This is a genomic window from Siccibacter colletis (genome assembly GCF_025914095.1).
Taxonomy (GTDB): Bacteria; Pseudomonadota; Gammaproteobacteria; order Enterobacterales; family Enterobacteriaceae; genus Siccibacter; species Siccibacter colletis.
Genome location: NZ_CP074352.1, coordinates 3,777,379 through 3,796,110, shown reverse-complemented (window position 1 = coordinate 3,796,110; position 18,732 = coordinate 3,777,379). Strand labels below are relative to the sequence as shown.

The window sequence follows — 18,732 nt, the reverse complement described above, 5'->3', positions numbered from 1 at the left end:
CACAGCGGGATAGCGTAGTATACGCAGCCCGCGCCGCTGAGAAATAAGCGAAGCGGCACTGCTCTTTAACAATTTATCAGACAATCTGTGTGGGCACTCGGGGCACTGATATCTTTCACGTCGCAAGACGAAAAAGCATTATCAAGTCTCAAGAGTGAACACGTAATTCATTACGAAGTTTAATTCTTTGAGCATCAAACTTAAATTGAAGAGTTTGATCATGGCTCAGATTGAACGCTGGCGGCAGGCCTAACACATGCAAGTCGAACGGTAACAGGAAGCAGCTTGCTGCTTCGCTGACGAGTGGCGGACGGGTGAGTAATGTCTGGGGATCTGCCTGATGGAGGGGGATAACTACTGGAAACGGTAGCTAATACCGCATAACGTCGCAAGACCAAAGAGGGGGACCTTCGGGCCTCTTGCCATCAGATGAACCCAGATGGGATTAGCTAGTAGGTGGGGTAACGGCTCACCTAGGCGACGATCCCTAGCTGGTCTGAGAGGATGACCAGCCACACTGGAACTGAGACACGGTCCAGACTCCTACGGGAGGCAGCAGTGGGGAATATTGCACAATGGGCGCAAGCCTGATGCAGCCATGCCGCGTGTATGAAGAAGGCCTTCGGGTTGTAAAGTACTTTCAGCGAGGAGGAAGGTGGTGAGTTTAATACGCTCATCAATTGACGTTACTCGCAGAAGAAGCACCGGCTAACTCCGTGCCAGCAGCCGCGGTAATACGGAGGGTGCAAGCGTTAATCGGAATTACTGGGCGTAAAGCGCACGCAGGCGGTCTGTCAAGTCGGATGTGAAATCCCCGGGCTCAACCTGGGAACTGCATCCGAAACTGGCAGGCTTGAGTCTCGTAGAGGGGGGTAGAATTCCAGGTGTAGCGGTGAAATGCGTAGAGATCTGGAGGAATACCGGTGGCGAAGGCGGCCCCCTGGACGAAGACTGACGCTCAGGTGCGAAAGCGTGGGGAGCAAACAGGATTAGATACCCTGGTAGTCCACGCCGTAAACGATGTCGACTTGGAGGTTGTGCCCTTGAGGCGTGGCTTCCGGAGCTAACGCGTTAAGTCGACCGCCTGGGGAGTACGGCCGCAAGGTTAAAACTCAAATGAATTGACGGGGGCCCGCACAAGCGGTGGAGCATGTGGTTTAATTCGATGCAACGCGAAGAACCTTACCTGGCCTTGACATCCAGAGAACTTAGCAGAGATGCTTTGGTGCCTTCGGGAACTCTGAGACAGGTGCTGCATGGCTGTCGTCAGCTCGTGTTGTGAAATGTTGGGTTAAGTCCCGCAACGAGCGCAACCCTTATCCTTTGTTGCCAGCGATTCGGTCGGGAACTCAAAGGAGACTGCCGGTGATAAACCGGAGGAAGGTGGGGATGACGTCAAGTCATCATGGCCCTTACGGCCAGGGCTACACACGTGCTACAATGGCGTATACAAAGAGAAGCGACCTCGCGAGAGCAAGCGGACCTCATAAAGTACGTCGTAGTCCGGATTGGAGTCTGCAACTCGACTCCATGAAGTCGGAATCGCTAGTAATCGTGGATCAGAATGCCACGGTGAATACGTTCCCGGGCCTTGTACACACCGCCCGTCACACCATGGGAGTGGGTTGCAAAAGAAGTAGGTAGCTTAACCTTCGGGAGGGCGCTTACCACTTTGTGATTCATGACTGGGGTGAAGTCGTAACAAGGTAACCGTAGGGGAACCTGCGGTTGGATCACCTCCTTACCTTAAAAGATACAACTCCGCAGTGCTCACACAGATTGTCTGATAGAAAACGAGCAGTAAAAACCTCTCCAGGCTTGTAGCTCAGGTGGTTAGAGCGCACCCCTGATAAGGGTGAGGTCGGTGGTTCAAGTCCACTCAGGCCTACCAGATTCCTTCTGAATACTGCGTTGCGAAATAACTCGCATACTGATGTATGCGTCGTCATTCCGCGCCTTGTCTCAGAAGAAATCCCGGTAAGAGGTTAATCACTACGATGGGGCTATAGCTCAGCTGGGAGAGCGCCTGCTTTGCACGCAGGAGGTCTGCGGTTCGATCCCGCATAGCTCCACCATCAACTCAGGTTGATACCCTACTTCAGAGTGTACTGGGAACAGTATGCTGCGAAGTATTATGCTCTTTAACAATCCGGAACAAGCTGAAAATTGAAACGACACACTGTTTCTGTTCTCCGTAAACAAGAACAGAAAAAGGTGTGTTCGAGTCTCTCAAATGCTTACAGCACGACGATGAATCTCAGGAAACATCTTCGGGTTGTGAGGTTAAGCGACTAAGCGTACACGGTGGATGCCCTGGCAGTCAGAGGCGATGAAGGACGTGCTAATCTGCGAAAAGCGTCGGTAAGGTGATATGAACCGTTATAACCGACGATGTCCGAATGGGGAAACCCAGTGCAATTCGTTGCACTATCATGTCATGAATACATAGTGGCATGAGGCGAACCGGGGGAACTGAAACATCTAAGTACCCCGAGGAAAAGAAATCAACCGAGATTCCCCCAGTAGCGGCGAGCGAACGGGGAGCAGCCCAGAGCCTGAATCAGTTTGTGTGTTAGTGGAAGCGTCTGGAAAGTCGCAGGGTACAGGGTGATACTCCCGTACACAAAAACACACTTGCTGTGAGCTCGATGAGTAGGGCGGGACACGTGGTATCCTGTCTGAATATGGGGGGACCATCCTCCAAGGCTAAATACTCCTGACTGACCGATAGTGAACCAGTACCGTGAGGGAAAGGCGAAAAGAACCCCGGCGAGGGGAGTGAAACAGAACCTGAAACCGTGTACGTACAAGCAGTGGGAGCACCTTCGTGGTGTGACTGCGTACCTTTTGTATAATGGGTCAGCGACTTATATTCTGTAGCAAGGTTAACCGTATAGGGGAGCCGAAGGGAAACCGAGTCTTAATTGGGCGTTAAGTTGCAGGGTATAGACCCGAAACCCGGTGATCTAGCCATGGGCAGGTTGAAGGTTGGGTAACACTAACTGGAGGACCGAACCGACTAATGTTGAAAAATTAGCGGATGACTTGTGGCTGGGGGTGAAAGGCCAATCAAACCGGGAGATAGCTGGTTCTCCCCGAAAGCTATTTAGGTAGCGCCTCGTGAACTCATCTCCGGGGGTAGAGCACTGTTTCGGCTAGGGGGCCATCCCGGCTTACCAACCCGATGCAAACTACGAATACCGGAGAATGTTATCACGGGAGACACACGGCGGGTGCTAACGTCCGTCGTGAAGAGGGAAACAACCCAGACCGCCAGCTAAGGTCCCAAAGTCATGGTTAAGTGGGAAACGATGTGGGAAGGCACAGACAGCCAGGATGTTGGCTTAGAAGCAGCCATCATTTAAAGAAAGCGTAATAGCTCACTGGTCGAGTCGGCCTGCGCGGAAGATGTAACGGGGCTAAACCATGCACCGAAGCTGCGGCAGCGACACTATGTGTTGTTGGGTAGGGGAGCGTTCTGTAAGCCGTTGAAGGTGGACTGTGAGGTCTGCTGGAGGTATCAGAAGTGCGAATGCTGACATAAGTAACGATAAAGCGGGTGAAAAGCCCGCTCGCCGGAAGACCAAGGGTTCCTGTCCAACGTTAATCGGGGCAGGGTGAGTCGACCCCTAAGGCGAGGCCGAAAGGCGTAGTCGATGGGAAACAGGTTAATATTCCTGTACTCGGTGTTACTGCGAAGGGGGGACGGAGAAGGCTATGTTGGCCGGGCGACGGTTGTCCCGGTTTAAGCGTGTAGGTGTGTGCTCCAGGCAAATCCGGTGCACTTTAACACTGAGGCGTGATGACGAGGCACTACGGTGCTGAAGCAACAAATGCCCTGCTTCCAGGAAAAGCCTCTAAGCATCAGGTAACATCAAATCGTACCCCAAACCGACACAGGTGGTCAGGTAGAGAATACCAAGGCGCTTGAGAGAACTCGGGTGAAGGAACTAGGCAAAATGGTGCCGTAACTTCGGGAGAAGGCACGCTGGTGTGTAGGTGAAGCGACTTGCTCGCGGAGCTGAAACCAGTCGAAGATACCAGCTGGCTGCAACTGTTTATTAAAAACACAGCACTGTGCAAACACGAAAGTGGACGTATACGGTGTGACGCCTGCCCGGTGCCGGAAGGTTAATTGATGGGGTTATCCGTAAGGAGAAGCTCTTGATCGAAGCCCCGGTAAACGGCGGCCGTAACTATAACGGTCCTAAGGTAGCGAAATTCCTTGTCGGGTAAGTTCCGACCTGCACGAATGGCGTAATGATGGCCAGGCTGTCTCCACCCGAGACTCAGTGAAATTGAAATCGCTGTGAAGATGCAGTGTACCCGCGGCAAGACGGAAAGACCCCGTGAACCTTTACTATAGCTTGACACTGAACATTGAGCCTTGATGTGTAGGATAGGTGGGAGGCTTTGAAGCGTGGACGCCAGTCTGCGTGGAGCCAACCTTGAAATACCACCCTTTAATGTTTGATGTTCTAACCTGGCGCCATAATCTGGCGTGGGGACAGTGTCTGGTGGGTAGTTTGACTGGGGCGGTCTCCTCCTAAAGCGTAACGGAGGAGCACGAAGGTTAGCTAATCCTGGTCGGACATCAGGAGGTTAGTGCAAAGGCATAAGCTAGCTTGACTGCGAGAGTGACGGCTCGAGCAGGTGCGAAAGCAGGTCTTAGTGATCCGGTGGTTCTGAATGGAAGGGCCATCGCTCAACGGATAAAAGGTACTCCGGGGATAACAGGCTGATACCGCCCAAGAGTTCATATCGACGGCGGTGTTTGGCACCTCGATGTCGGCTCATCACATCCTGGGGCTGAAGTAGGTCCCAAGGGTATGGCTGTTCGCCATTTAAAGTGGTACGCGAGCTGGGTTTAGAACGTCGTGAGACAGTTCGGTCCCTATCTGCCGTGGGCGCTGGAGAATTGAGGGGGGTTGCTCCTAGTACGAGAGGACCGGAGTGAACGCATCACTGGTGTTCGGGTTGTCATGCCAATGGCACTGCCCGGTAGCTAAATGCGGAAGAGATAAGTGCTGAAAGCATCTAAGCACGAAACTTGCCCCGAGATGAGTTCTCCCTGACCCTTTAAGGGTCCTGAAGGAACGTTGAAGACGACGACGTTGATAGGCCGGGTGTGTAAGCGCAGCGATGCGTTGAGCTAACCGGTACTAATGAACCGTGAGGCTTAACCTTACAACGCCGAAGATGTTTTGGTGTTGGATTTGAGAGATTTTCAGCTTGAGACGGATTAAAGCTTATGGCCGCGAGGCGGTAAGCGAACAGAATTTGCCTGGCGGCTGTAGCGCGGTGGTCCCACCTGACCCCATGCCGAACTCAGAAGTGAAACGCCGTAGCGCCGATGGTAGTGTGGGGTCTCCCCATGCGAGAGTAGGGAACTGCCAGGCATCAAATTAAAGAACCCTCAGCGAAAGCTGAGGGTTTTTTGCTTTCTGCTTTCATACAAGATCCCTGAAAATCTACCCGCCTTTCCATTCCCGTCCAACCCGCAGCGCAAGCCTTCGTAAAGCGGATAAGGTAAACTAGCTGAAGTTTGGATCAGGATACCTTTATGAGCATTTCACTTAAGCCATTTAACACGTTTGGTGTGCCATCCAGCGCCAGAAACGTTATTCCCGTGAACTCTCCAGAACAGCTCCTCGAAGCATGGCAGCAAGCGTTGCGTGGTGATACGCCTGTTCTTATCCTGGGTGAAGGCAGTAATGTTCTGTTCACTGAGGATTACGATGGTATTGTCATCCTCAACCGCATCATGGGCATAACATGTAGCGAAAGTGACGATGCATGGCATCTTCATGTTGGTGCAGGGGAAAACTGGCACGGTCTGGTTGAATACTCATTGAAACAGGGGATGCATGGCCTTGAGAATCTGGCATTGATCCCGGGTTGCGTAGGCTCCTCCCCTATTCAGAATATCGGCGCTTACGGTGTAGAGCTGAAACAGGTTTGTGAATATGTCGATTGCATTGAGCTTGAAACCGGAAAGATCACGCGCTTAGATGCTCAGCAGTGCCGCTTTGGTTATCGGGATAGCATTTTTAAGCATGAGTATCAGGATCGCTATGCCATTACTGCTGTTGGCCTGCGTCTGGCAAAAGTCTGGCAGCCCGTGTTGACGTATGGCGATTTGGTTCGACTCAATTCTGGTGACGTTACTCCACAAGCCGTGTTTGACGCGGTATGTCACATGCGTACCAGCAAACTGCCCGATCCTAAGGTTTACGGTAATGCTGGCAGCTTCTTCAAAAATCCGGTCATTGATGCACAATGTGCCGCTGAACTGCTGAAAGCATATCCTGAAGCACCGCATTACCCTCAAACAGATGGCATGATAAAACTGGCCGCGGGTTGGCTAATCGATCAATGCGAGCTTAAAGGTTATCGCTGCGGTGGTGCTGCCGTACATCGTAATCAGGCGCTGGTTCTGGTGAATGAAGATAATGCGGTCAGTGAGGATGTGGTAGATCTGGCGCGTCATGTTCGTCAGTGCGTGGGACAAAAATTTAATGTGTGGCTGGAGCCGGAGGTACGTTTTATTGGTCGCACCGGCGAAATCAACGCCGTGGAGAAAATTTCATGAAAGACAACACTGTCCCGCTTACTTTGATCGCGATTCTTGCTGATGGAGAGTTCCATTCCGGTGAGCAGTTGGGTGAATCGCTGGGCATGAGCCGTGCAGCGATCAATAAGCATATCCAGACGCTGCGCGACTGGGGGGTTGATGTCTTTACTGTTCCCGGTAAAGGATACAGCTTGCCCGAGCCGGTTCAGTTACTTGATGAGCATTTTATTCAGTCGCAGATAACAGATGGTTCCGTAACTGTGCTGCCGGTAATTGATTCTACTAATCAATATCTGATGGACCGACTTAATACCCTCGAGTCCGGGGATGCCTGTATTGCCGAATATCAGCAGGCCGGACGCGGACGCCGTGGGCGTAAGTGGTTTTCCCCATTCGGAGCGAATCTCTACCTCTCCATGTATTGGCGTCTGGAACAGGGGCCAGCTGCCGCGATCGGTCTGAGCCTGGTTATCGGTATCATCATGGCCGAGGTATTACAGGATTTGGGCGCCAGAGACGTGCGGGTTAAATGGCCTAACGATCTCTACCTCAACGATCGTAAGCTGGCAGGAATTCTCGTGGAATTAACGGGTAAAACGGGCGATGCTGCGCAAATTGTTATTGGCGCAGGCATCAATCTTGCAATGCGTCAGGTTGAGGCGGATATCGTCAATCAGGGTTGGATAAATTTGCAGGAAGCTGGAATTATTATCGATCGTAACCAGCTGGCGGTACGCTTAATCAAAGAGTTACGCAGCGCCCTTATTTGCTTTGAGCACGAAGGGTTGTCACCATTTTTATCCCGTTGGGAAAAGCTGGATAATTTCATTCATCGTCAGGTAAAACTCATTATTGGCGAGCGTGAGATTTATGGTATTTCTCGCGGTATCGATGAGCAGGGCGCATTATTACTTGAGCAAGATGGGGCAGTTAAGCCCTGGATGGGTGGCGAAATCTCTTTGCGCGGTGCGTAATTGAAGGTGGGGGATAGTATCCCCCATCGTTTATTTACGCAGGCGTACCGACTCAACAGCATGATTTGCGCTTTTCGTCATGATCAGACTTGCGCGCTCACGGGTTGGCAAGATATTTTCTTTTAGATTCAGCCCATTAATTTCTTTCCACAATGAAGTGGCGATGTTTATTGCTTCTTCCTCAGATAGCTTTGCGTAATTATGGAAATACGAATCCGGATCGGTAAAAGCACCTTCCCGAAATTTCAGGAATCGATTGATATACCAGCTCTGTAATAAGTCTTCCGGGGCATCCACATATATCGAAAAATCAACGAAGTCTGAAACAAATACATGATGTGGATCGTGGGGATAATCCATGCCACTTTGTAAAACGTTCAGACCTTCCAGAATCAAAATATCAGGGTGGGCAACAGTCTTATCGCCGTCCGGGATCACATCATAGATCAAGTGCGAATAGACGGGTGCAGTGACATCAGGAACACCTGATTTCAAATCCGATACGAATTTTACCAGGCGATGCATATCATAGGACTGAGGAAATCCTTTCTTCTTCATCAAGTCGCGCTCTTTAAGCACCTTATTAGGATGAAGGAAGCCATCAGTAGTGATCAGCTCGACGCGCCGGTGTTCAGGCCAGCGGCTCAGTAGCGCCTGTAACACGCGTGCGGTCGTGCTTTTACCAACGGCGACGCTGCCAGCAATACTGATGATATAAGGAATACGTTGCCCGTCAGTGCCGAGGAACTGCTCCAGCACGGCCTGGCGACGTAAATTAGAACTGATGTAAAAATTCAGCAGACGCGAGAGGGGGAGATAAATCTCCGCAACCTCTTCCAGAGAGAGATCCTCATTAATACCTTTTAGCCGGGCAATCTCACCTTCGGTAAGCGTCATCGGGACTGAATCACGAAGCGCAGCCCACTGGCTCCGGTTAAATTGTAGATACGGCGTCATTAACGTTTGCTCTCTGTTACCCATAAGCATGACCTGCCAGCTGTTGCAGACGAGAGGGGAAGCGACACTTCATATGCCGCGCGCTATCGCACATCGCGCAACTAATCCAAATTTTGACAATGGGCAGGAGGGTAACACCAGATGGCGGGTAATAATAAGAAAAAATCCAAACGCGTAGCCCTGCTATGACATAAGTGGAAAGCGCCACGCAGAAAATGAGCATTTGGGCGTTGCTAAGCCATAAGTGTTTTCATAAGAGGTTTGCTGAAGCAGCAAATGTCATCCATCAAACGAGACAGTACTTAATAGCCCGTCTCTACTGCCGAATATTTATGCTCTGATGGTTGAAATTGCGTCATTTTTACGTGCTAATGCACAAAATGTGAGCGATAGAGCTTTTTAAGCAATTTTTTTGTTGCATGCAGGCGCAGCTGTTCCTAGAATGCGCGCTACTTGATGCCGGCTTAGCTCAGTAGGTAGAGCAACTGACTTGTAATCAGTAGGTCACCAGTTCGATTCCGGTAGCCGGCACCATCAAGTCCGGGTGGGGTTCCCGAGCGGCCAAAGGGAGCAGACTGTAAATCTGCCGTCATCGACTTCGAAGGTTCGAATCCTTCCCCCACCACCAATTTCGGCTTTGTTAAAACGAAGCCTGAGGCGTTAAGCTCCCAGCCGAGCGCCTCGAATAATGAGAGGTTACCTCTCGCTATTCACAACAGAAAGATTCAGGTAGCCGAGTTCCAGGATGCGGGCATCGTATAATGGCTATTACCTCAGCCTTCCAAGCTGATGATGCGGGTTCGATTCCCGCTGCCCGCTCCAAGATGTGCTGATATAGCTCAGTTGGTAGAGCGCACCCTTGGTAAGGGTGAGGTCGGCAGTTCGAATCTGCCTATCAGCACCACTTCTCTTATCCATCCTGTATATCTTCTGTTAATGAATTCAACAACGTCAGGCTTATGCCTGGTTGATGTGGTGATATCACCGATTTATCCGTGTCTTAGAGGGACAATCGATGTCTAAAGAAAAGTTTGAACGTACAAAACCGCACGTTAACGTCGGTACTATCGGCCACGTTGACCATGGTAAAACAACGCTGACCGCTGCAATCACTACCGTACTGGCTAAAACCTACGGCGGTGCTGCCCGCGCATTCGACCAGATCGATAACGCGCCGGAAGAAAAAGCTCGTGGTATCACCATCAACACTTCTCACGTTGAATATGACACCCCGACTCGCCACTACGCACACGTAGACTGCCCGGGCCACGCCGACTATGTTAAAAACATGATCACCGGTGCTGCGCAGATGGACGGCGCGATCCTGGTTGTTGCTGCGACTGACGGCCCGATGCCGCAGACCCGCGAGCACATCCTGCTGGGTCGTCAGGTAGGCGTTCCGTTCATCATCGTGTTCCTGAACAAATGCGACATGGTTGATGACGAAGAGCTGCTGGAACTGGTTGAGATGGAAGTGCGCGAGCTGCTGTCTCAGTACGACTTCCCGGGCGACGACACTCCGATCGTTCGTGGTTCTGCTCTGAAAGCGCTGGAAGGCGAAGCTGAGTGGGAAGAGAAAATCATCGAACTGGCTGGCTACCTGGATTCCTACATCCCGGAACCAGAGCGTGCGATTGACAAGCCGTTCCTGCTGCCGATCGAAGACGTATTCTCCATCTCCGGCCGTGGTACTGTAGTTACCGGTCGTGTAGAGCGCGGCATCATCAAGGTTGGTGAAGAAGTAGAAATCGTTGGTATCAAAGATACTGCGAAATCCACCTGTACCGGCGTTGAAATGTTCCGCAAACTGCTGGACGAAGGTCGTGCGGGCGAGAACTGCGGCGTTCTGCTGCGTGGTATCAAGCGTGAAGAGATCCAGCGTGGCCAGGTACTGGCTAAGCCGGGCACCATCAAGCCGCACACCAAGTTCGAATCCGAAGTGTACATCCTGTCCAAAGATGAAGGCGGCCGTCACACTCCGTTCTTCAAAGGCTACCGTCCGCAGTTCTACTTCCGTACTACTGACGTGACTGGCACCATCGAACTGCCGGAAGGCGTTGAGATGGTAATGCCGGGCGACAACATCAAAATGGTTGTTACCCTGATCCACCCGATCGCGATGGACGACGGTCTGCGTTTCGCAATCCGTGAAGGCGGCCGTACCGTTGGCGCGGGCGTTGTTGCTAAAGTTCTTGGCTAATCGCTGATAACATTTGACGCAATGCGCAATAAAAGGGCATCATTTGATGCCCTTTTTGCACGCTATCCAACCAGAACCTGGCTCATCAGTGATTTTTTTCTCATAATCATTGCTGAGACAGGCTCTGTAGACGGCGTGAGTGCCGGAGCAATTCGGTTTGGTTTGCCTCGCTTACGCGGGGCAAAAATGTTTGTCTGATTTATTGTGACAGGTTGGTTTATGAGTGCGAATACCGAAGCTCAAGGGAGCGGGCGCGGCCTGGAAGCGGTGAAGTGGTTAGCTGTCATTGCGCTATTAGCCATAGCGATTGTCGGTAACTTCGTTTATCGCGATGTGACTCTGCCTCTGCGTGCCCTTGCAGTGGTGATTTTAATTGCTGCAGCGGGTGGTGTCGCGCTGTTGACGACGAAAGGTAAAGCGACCGTCGCTTTTGCCCGCGAAGCGAGAACCGAAGTCCGTAAGGTGGTTTGGCCTACTCGCCAGGAAACATTGCACACCACATTAATTGTGGCAGCGGTTACTGCTGTAATGTCACTTATCCTGTGGGGACTGGATGGTATTCTGGTCCGCCTGGTATCCTTTATCACTGGCCTGAGGTTCTGAGATGTCTGAAGCTCCTAAAAAGCGCTGGTACGTCGTTCAGGCGTTTTCCGGTTTTGAAGGCCGCGTAGCCACGTCGCTGCGCGAGCATATCAAATTACACAACATGGAAGAGCTGTTTGGTGAAGTCATGGTCCCGACTGAAGAAGTCGTTGAGATCCGTGGCGGCCAGCGTCGCAAAAGCGAGCGCAAGTTCTTCCCTGGCTATGTGCTGGTTCAGATGGTAATGAACGATGCCAGCTGGCACCTGGTGCGTAGCGTACCGCGCGTGATGGGGTTCATTGGTGGTACCTCCGATCGACCTGCTCCGATCAGCGATAAAGAAGTCGATGCGATCATGAACCGCCTGCAGCAGGTTGGTGATAAGCCGCGTCCGAAAACGCTGTTCGAGCCGGGTGAAATGGTTCGTGTTAACGATGGTCCGTTTGCTGACTTTAACGGCGTTGTGGAAGAAGTGGATTACGAAAAATCTCGTCTTAAAGTATCGGTTTCTATCTTTGGTCGTGCGACCCCGGTAGAGCTGGACTTCGGGCAGGTTGAGAAGGCGTAATCTGCCGATCAAAAAAGCAGCGACGTTAACGTTGCACAAGGCGCGAGATTGGACTACAATTTCGCGCCTTTTGTTTTTATGGGCGCTGCGTCCGTAAAACGTATTTATCACGGGGAGCCTCTTCGAGGCGTTATACCCAAACGAGGAAATTGCAATGGCTAAGAAAGTACAAGCCTACGTCAAGCTGCAGGTTGCAGCTGGTATGGCGAACCCGAGCCCACCGGTTGGTCCGGCACTGGGTCAGCAGGGTGTTAACATCATGGAATTCTGTAAAGCGTTCAACGCGAAAACTGATTCCATGGAGAAAGGTCTGCCGATCCCGGTTGTTATTACCGTTTACGCTGACCGTTCTTTCACCTTCGTTACCAAAACTCCGCCGGCAGCAGTTCTGCTGAAAAAAGCGGCTGGTATCAAGTCTGGTTCCGGTAAGCCGAACAAAGACAAAGTTGGTAAAATTTCCCGCGCTCAGCTGCAGGAAATCGCGCAGACCAAAGCTGCCGACATGACTGGTGCCGATGTTGAAGCGATGACTCGCTCCATCGAAGGTACTGCACGTTCCATGGGCCTGGTAGTGGAGGACTAAGAAATGGCTAAACTGACCAAGCGCATGCGTGTGATCCGTGACAAAGTTGATTCGACCAAACAGTACGACATCAACGAAGCTATCTCTCTGCTGAAAGAGCTGGCCACCGCTAAATTTGTAGAAAGCGTAGACGTTGCCGTTAACCTCGGCATCGACGCGCGTAAATCTGACCAGAACGTACGTGGTGCAACTGTACTGCCGCACGGTACTGGCCGTTCTGTTCGCGTTGCCGTATTTGCTCAGGGCCCGAACGCCGAAGCAGCTAAAGCTGCTGGCGCCGAGCTGGTAGGTATGGAAGATCTGGCTGACCAGATCAAGAAAGGCGAAATGAACTTCGACGTTGTTATTGCTTCCCCGGATGCAATGCGCGTTGTTGGCCAGCTGGGCCAGGTACTGGGTCCGCGCGGCCTGATGCCGAACCCGAAAGTGGGTACCGTTACTCCGAACGTTGCTGAAGCGGTTAAAAACGCTAAAGCAGGTCAGGTTCGTTATCGTAACGACAAAAACGGCATCATCCACACCACCATCGGTAAAGTGGATTTTGACGCTGACAAACTGAAAGAAAACCTGGAATCCCTGCTGGTTGCGCTGAAAAAAGCGAAACCGACTCAGGCGAAAGGCGTGTACATCAAGAAAGTTAGCATCTCCACCACCATGGGTGCTGGTGTTGCCGTTGATCAGGCTGGTCTGAACGCGTCTGCGAACTAAGATTAGTCTTTACGTGGGCGGACGTTTTGTCTACAATCTTCGCCCACGAAAAGTTTTATCCGGTTGGAGCCTGGCCTTATCCAGGCCTCCGTCCAAGACCGCAGGTGTTTCGTAAGAGACTTAATTCCCTGCGTAGACGGTGACAGAACCTGAAGAATATTTTTAAGTACTCTTTGGCTTGTTTCTGCTCACCGTATTCAGACGCTCAATCGTTGTATTGAGTGAAGTGAGTTCCGGGGCATTTTGTCCCGGCAAACATCCAGGAGCAAAGCTAATGGCTTTAAATCTTCAAGACAAACAAGCGATTGTTGCTGAAGTCAGCGAAGTAGCCAAAGGCGCGCTGTCTGCGGTTGTTGCGGATTCCCGTGGCGTTACCGTAGATAAAATGACTGAACTGCGTAAAGCAGGTCGTGAAGCTGGCGTTTACATGCGTGTTGTTCGTAACACCCTGCTGCGCCGCGTCGTTGAAGGTACTCCTTTCGAGTGCCTGAAAGACACGTTTGTTGGTCCGACCCTGATTGCATACTCTATGGAACACCCGGGCGCTGCTGCTCGTCTGTTCAAAGATTTCGCGAAAGCGAATGCAAAATTTGAGGTCAAAGCCGCTGCCTTTGAAGGTGAGTTAATCCCGGCATCCCAGATCGATCGCCTGGCAACTCTGCCGACCTACGAAGAAGCAATTGCACGCCTGATGGCGACCATGAAAGAAGCCTCTGCAGGCAAACTGGTCCGTACTCTGGCTGCTGTACGCGATGCGAAAGAAGCTGCTTAATCGCAGTTTTCTTTATAAAGCATTCGCTTACGTATAAACTTATTCTGATATTCAGGAACAATTTAAATGTCTATCACTAAAGATCAAATCATTGAAGCAGTATCCGCTATGTCCGTAATGGACGTTGTTGAGCTGATCTCTGCAATGGAAGAAAAATTCGGTGTTTCTGCTGCTGCTGCTGTAGCTGTTGCTGCTGGCCCGGCTGCTGAAGCTGCTGAAGAGAAAACTGAGTTCGACGTTATTCTGAAAGCTGCTGGCGCTAACAAAGTTGCAGTTATCAAAGCTGTACGTGGCGCGACTGGCCTGGGTCTGAAAGAAGCTAAAGACCTGGTAGAGTCTGCTCCGGCTGCTCTGAAAGAAGGCGTGAGCAAAGACGACGCTGAAGCTCTGAAAAAATCTCTGGAAGAAGCTGGCGCTGAAGTTGAAGTTAAATAAGCCAACCCTTCCGGTTGCAGCTTGAGTAATCAGGCTGATGGCTGGTGACTTTTTAGTCACCAGCCTTTTTGCGCTGTAGGGTACCAGTAGCGTTTCACACTGTTTGACTGCTGGTTTCCTTTCAATGCTTGTTTCTATCGACGACTTAATATATTGCGACAGGGCGCCCGTTCTGTGTAAATCGCAACGAAATGGTTTAAGCGTGATAGCAACAGGTATTGCGGAAAGAGTTCAACTTTCCGGTCAACAAAATGGTGTTGCATAAACTGTCCCCCCGATGGGCAGAGTGGGTCGACTTGTCAGCGAGCTGAGGAACCCTATGGTTTACTCCTATACCGAGAAAAAACGTATTCGTAAGGATTTTGGTAAACGTCCCCAGGTTCTGGACATTCCATATCTCCTTTCTATCCAGCTTGACTCGTTTCAGAAATTTATCGAGCAAGATCCCGAAGGGCAGTACGGCCTGGAAGCAGCATTCCGTTCCGTATTCCCGATTCAGAGCTATAGCGGCAATTCGGAACTGCAGTACGTCAGCTACCGTCTTGGCGAGCCAGTCTTTGATGTAACTGAGTGCCAGATTCGCGGCGTGACCTATTCGGCACCGCTGCGCGTAAAACTGCGCCTGGTGATCTACGAGCGCGAAGCGCCGGAAGGCACCGTTAAAGACATCAAAGAACAAGAAGTTTACATGGGCGAAATTCCGCTCATGACGGATAACGGTACTTTCGTTATCAACGGTACTGAGCGCGTTATTGTTTCTCAGCTGCACCGTAGCCCGGGCGTCTTCTTCGACAGCGATAAGGGTAAAACTCACTCTTCAGGGAAAGTGCTCTATAACGCACGCATCATCCCTTACCGTGGTTCCTGGCTGGATTTCGAGTTTGACCCGAAAGACAACCTGTTCGTGCGTATTGACCGTCGCCGCAAACTGCCTGCGACCATCATTCTGCGCGCGCTGAGCTACACCACTGAGCAGATCCTCGATCTGTTCTTCGAAAAAGTTAATTTCGAAATCCGCGACAACAAGCTGCAGATGGAACTGGTGCCGGAACGCCTGCGTGGCGAAACCGCATCCTTTGACATCGAAGCTGACGGTAAAGTGTATGTTGAGAAAGGCCGCCGTATTACTGCGCGCCACATTCGTCAGCTCGAAAAAGACGAAATCAAACATATCGAAGTGCCGGTTGAATACATCGCTGGCAAAGTCGCGGCTAAAGATTACGTCGATACCTCGACTGGCGAGCTGATTTGCCCGGCCAACATGGAGCTGTCTCTCGATCTGCTGGCGAAGCTGAGCCAGTCTGGTCACAAGCGTATCGAAACGCTGTTCACCAACGATCTGGACCACGGTCCGTACATTTCTGAGACTGTACGCGTCGACCCAACCAACGATCGTCTGAGCGCGCTGGTAGAAATCTACCGCATGATGCGCCCGGGTGAACCGCCGACGCGTGAAGCGGCTGAGACCCTGTTCGAGAACCTGTTCTTCTCCGAAGACCGCTACGATCTCTCTGCGGTTGGTCGTATGAAGTTCAACCGTTCTCTGCTGCGCGACGAGATCGAAGGTTCCGGTATCCTGAGCAAAGACGACATCATTCAGGTGATGAAGAAGCTCATCGATATCCGTAACGGTAAAGGCGAAGTGGATGATATCGACCACCTCGGCAACCGTCGTATCCGTTCCGTGGGCGAGATGGCGGAAAACCAGTTCCGCGTTGGTCTGGTACGTGTAGAGCGTGCGGTGAAAGAGCGTCTGTCTCTGGGCGACCTCGATACCCTGATGCCTCAGGATATGATCAACGCCAAGCCGATTTCCGCGGCGGTGAAAGAGTTCTTCGGCTCCAGCCAGCTGTCTCAGTTTATGGACCAGAACAACCCGCTGTCTGAGATCACGCACAAGCGTCGTATCTCTGCACTCGGCCCGGGCGGTCTGACCCGTGAGCGTGCCGGCTTCGAAGTACGAGACGTACACCCGACTCACTACGGTCGCGTATGTCCAATCGAAACGCCTGAAGGTCCGAACATCGGTCTGATCAACTCCCTGTCTGTTTATGCACAGACCAACGAATACGGCTTCCTCGAAACCCCGTATCGTTTAGTGCGTGACGGCGTGGTGACTGACGAAATTCATTACCTTTCCGCAATCGAGGAAGGTAACTACGTTATCGCTCAGGCGAACACCAACCTGACGGAAGAAGGTCGCTTTGTAGATGATCTGGTAACCTGCCGCAGCAAAGGCGAATCCAGCCTTTTCAGCTCAGACCAGGTTGACTACATGGACGTTTCCACCCAGCAGGTGGTTTCCGTTGGTGCGTCCCTGATTCCGTTCCTGGAACACGATGACGCCAACCGTGCATTGATGGGTGCGAACATGCAACGTCAGGCGGTTCCGACTCTGCGCGCTGACAAGCCGCTGGTTGGTACCGGTATGGAACGTGCTGTTGCCGTTGACTCCGGTGTAACCGCCGTTGCCAAACGTGGCGGTACCGTTCAGTACGTGGATGCTTCCCGTATCGTTATCAAAGTTAACGAAGACGAGATGTACCCGGGCGAAGCAGGTATCGACATCTATAACCTGACTAAATACACCCGTTCTAACCAGAACACCTGCATCAACCAGATGCCGTGTGTGTCTCTGAATGAGCCGGTTGAGCGCGGCGACGTGCTGGCAGACGGTCCGTCCACCGACCTCGGTGAACTGGCACTCGGTCAGAACATGCGCGTAGCGTTCATGCCGTGGAATGGTTACAACTTCGAAGACTCCATCCTCGTATCCGAGCGTGTTGTTCAGGAAGACCGTTTCACCACTATCCACATTCAGGAACTGGCGTGCGTGTCTCGTGACACCAAGCTTGGGCCGGAAGAGATCACCGCTGACATCCCGAACGTGGGTGAAGCTGCGCTCTCCAAGCTGGATGAATCAGGTATCGTTTACATCGGTGCGGAAGTGACCGGCGGCGACATTCTGGTTGGTAAGGTAACGCCGAAAGGTGAAACCCAGCTGACGCCAGAAGAGAAACTGCTGCGTGCGATCTTTGGTGAGAAAGCGTCTGACGTTAAAGACTCTTCTCTGCGCGTACCGAACGGCGTATCCGGTACTGTTATCGACGTTCAGGTCTTTACTCGCGATGGCGTAGAAAAAGACAAACGTGCGCTGGAAATCGAAGAGATGCAGCTGAAGCAGGCGAAGAAAGACCTGTCTGAAGAACTGCAGATCCTCGAAGCTGGTCTGTTTAGCCGTATCCACGCAGTGCTGGTTTCCGGTGGCGTTGAAGCTGAGAAGCTCGACAAACTGCCGCGCGACCGCTGGCTGGAACTCGGTCTGAACGACGAAGACAAACAGAATCAGCTGGAACAGCTGGCTGAGCAGTACGACGAACTGAAACACGAGTTCGAGAAAAAACTCGAAGCGAAACGTCGCAAAATCACTCAGGGCGATGATCTGGCACCGGGCGTGCTGAAAATCGTAAAAGTGTATCTGGCCGTTAAACGTCAGATTCAGCCTGGTGACAAGATGGCGGGTCGTCACGGTAACAAGGGTGTTATCTCTAAGATCAACCCGATCGAAGACATGCCTTACGATGAAAACGGCACGCCGGTAGACATCGTACTGAACCCGCTGGGCGTACCGTCTCGTATGAACATCGGTCAGATTCTGGAAACCCACCTGGGTATGGCTGCGAAAGGTATCGGCGACAAGATTAACGCCATGCTGAAGCGTCAGGAAGAAGTCGCGAAACTGCGTGAATTCATCCAGAAAGCGTATGACCTCGGTGCCGATGTGCGTCAGAAAGTTGACCTGAACACCTTCAGCGACGATGAAGTGCTGCGTCTGGCTGAAAACCTGAAAAAAGGTATGCCGATCGCCACGCCGGTGTTCGACGGTGCGAAAGAGTCTGAAATCAAAGAGCTGTTGCAGTTGGGCGACCTGCCGACTTCCGGTCAGATCACCCTGTTCGACGGCCGCACCGGTGAGCAGTTCGAGCGTTCAGTAACCGTAGGTTACATGTACATGCTCAAACTGAACCACCTGGTTGATGACAAGATGCACGCGCGTTCTACCGGTTCTTACAGCCTCGTTACTCAGCAGCCGCTGGGTGGTAAGGCGCAGTTCGGTGGTCAGCGCTTCGGTGAGATGGAAGTGTGGGCGCTTGAAGCATACGGCGCAGCATACACCCTTCAGGAAATGCTTACCGTTAAGTCTGATGACGTTAACGGTCGTACCAAGATGTATAAAAACATCGTGGACGGCAACCATCAGATGGAACCAGGCATGCCAGAGTCCTTCAACGTACTGTTGAAAGAGATTCGTTCGCTGGGTATCAACATCGAGCTGGAAGACGAGTAACTCTCGCTCAAACAGGTCACTGGTGCCGGGG

The 18,732-nt window shown here is 51.8% G+C and carries 11 protein-coding genes, 6 tRNA genes and 3 rRNA genes; 19 read left to right on the top strand and 1 reads right to left on the bottom strand.

Features of this window, described 5'->3' with window-relative positions; all coding sequences use genetic code 11:
• Positions 1-202 precede the first annotated feature (202 nt).
• The 7 genes from KFZ77_RS18135 (at position 203) to birA (ending at position 7,548) form a co-directional block, all read left to right on the top strand.
• A 16S ribosomal RNA gene (locus KFZ77_RS18135) occupies positions 203-1,744 on the top strand.
• 70 nt (positions 1,745-1,814) lie between these two features.
• Positions 1,815-1,891: transfer RNA gene (locus tag KFZ77_RS18130), tRNA-Ile, on the top strand.
• Positions 1,892-1,999: 108 nt separating this feature from the next.
• A tRNA-Ala gene (locus KFZ77_RS18125) sits at positions 2,000-2,075 on the top strand.
• A gap of 206 nt (positions 2,076-2,281) precedes the next feature.
• Positions 2,282-5,187: ribosomal RNA gene (locus KFZ77_RS18120) — 23S ribosomal RNA — on the top strand.
• 96 nt (positions 5,188-5,283) lie between these two features.
• Positions 5,284-5,399: ribosomal RNA gene (gene rrf, locus KFZ77_RS18115) — 5S ribosomal RNA — on the top strand.
• Together the 16S, 23S and 5S rRNA genes with 2 tRNA genes alongside form the textbook arrangement of a ribosomal RNA operon.
• A gap of 164 nt (positions 5,400-5,563) precedes the next feature.
• Positions 5,564-6,592: a UDP-N-acetylmuramate dehydrogenase gene (gene murB, locus KFZ77_RS18110; protein ID WP_264384976.1), complete on the top strand. Its 1,029-nt coding sequence runs from the start codon at positions 5,564-5,566 to the stop codon at positions 6,590-6,592.
• Entirely contained in the window at positions 6,589-7,548 is a 960-nt protein-coding gene (gene birA, locus KFZ77_RS18105; protein WP_031524646.1) for a bifunctional biotin--[acetyl-CoA-carboxylase] ligase/biotin operon repressor BirA, read from the top strand. Before murB ends, birA begins: the two co-directional genes overlap by 4 nt.
• A 30-nt stretch (positions 7,549-7,578) precedes the next feature.
• On the opposite strand, the gene coaA is transcribed toward birA, so the two are convergent.
• Positions 7,579-8,529 carry a type I pantothenate kinase gene (coaA, locus tag KFZ77_RS18100; RefSeq protein ID WP_264384975.1) on the bottom strand — a complete coding sequence of 317 codons (951 nt, stop codon included), beginning with the start codon at positions 8,527-8,529 and terminating at the stop codon, positions 7,579-7,581.
• A gap of 434 nt (positions 8,530-8,963) precedes the next feature.
• Here coaA and KFZ77_RS18095 point away from each other — a divergent pair.
• The 12 genes from KFZ77_RS18095 (at position 8,964) to rpoB (ending at position 18,701) form a co-directional block, all read left to right on the top strand.
• Positions 8,964-9,039: transfer RNA gene (locus tag KFZ77_RS18095), tRNA-Thr, on the top strand.
• Positions 9,040-9,048: 9 nt separating this feature from the next.
• Positions 9,049-9,133 (top strand) — tRNA-Tyr (locus KFZ77_RS18090).
• Between the two features lie 119 nt (positions 9,134-9,252).
• Positions 9,253-9,327: transfer RNA gene (locus tag KFZ77_RS18085), tRNA-Gly, on the top strand.
• Between the two features lie 6 nt (positions 9,328-9,333).
• Positions 9,334-9,409, top strand: a tRNA-Thr gene (locus tag KFZ77_RS18080).
• Between the two features lie 111 nt (positions 9,410-9,520).
• The gene (gene tuf, locus KFZ77_RS18075) at positions 9,521-10,705 is read left to right on the top strand and encodes an elongation factor Tu (protein WP_264384974.1); all 1,185 of its coding nucleotides are present in this window, start codon (positions 9,521-9,523) and stop codon (positions 10,703-10,705) included.
• A gap of 219 nt (positions 10,706-10,924) precedes the next feature.
• The gene (secE, locus tag KFZ77_RS18070; protein WP_031522770.1) at positions 10,925-11,308 is read left to right on the top strand and encodes a preprotein translocase subunit SecE; all 384 of its coding nucleotides are present in this window, start codon (positions 10,925-10,927) and stop codon (positions 11,306-11,308) included.
• Between the two features lies 1 nt (position 11,309).
• Complete coding sequence (gene nusG / locus KFZ77_RS18065; RefSeq protein WP_007665882.1) at positions 11,310-11,855, top strand: transcription termination/antitermination protein NusG; 546 nt, start codon at positions 11,310-11,312, stop codon at positions 11,853-11,855.
• A gap of 154 nt (positions 11,856-12,009) precedes the next feature.
• Entirely contained in the window at positions 12,010-12,438 is a 429-nt protein-coding gene (gene rplK / locus KFZ77_RS18060; protein ID WP_031522773.1) for a 50S ribosomal protein L11, read from the top strand.
• Positions 12,439-12,441: 3 nt separating this feature from the next.
• Positions 12,442-13,146 (top strand): 50S ribosomal protein L1, encoded by a 705-nt coding sequence (rplA, locus tag KFZ77_RS18055; RefSeq protein WP_031522775.1) that lies wholly within the window; start codon positions 12,442-12,444, stop codon positions 13,144-13,146.
• A gap of 274 nt (positions 13,147-13,420) precedes the next feature.
• Positions 13,421-13,918: a 50S ribosomal protein L10 gene (gene rplJ, locus KFZ77_RS18050; protein ID WP_004109731.1), complete on the top strand. Its 498-nt coding sequence runs from the start codon at positions 13,421-13,423 to the stop codon at positions 13,916-13,918.
• A 66-nt stretch (positions 13,919-13,984) separates the two neighbouring features.
• A complete protein-coding gene (gene rplL / locus KFZ77_RS18045) occupies positions 13,985-14,353 on the top strand; it encodes a 50S ribosomal protein L7/L12 (RefSeq protein ID WP_007727297.1) in 369 nt (122 codons plus the stop codon).
• Positions 14,354-14,672: 319 nt separating this feature from the next.
• Positions 14,673-18,701: a DNA-directed RNA polymerase subunit beta gene (gene rpoB, locus KFZ77_RS18040; RefSeq protein ID WP_031522779.1), complete on the top strand. Its 4,029-nt coding sequence runs from the start codon at positions 14,673-14,675 to the stop codon at positions 18,699-18,701.
• The last annotated feature ends 31 nt before the right edge of the window (positions 18,702-18,732 follow it).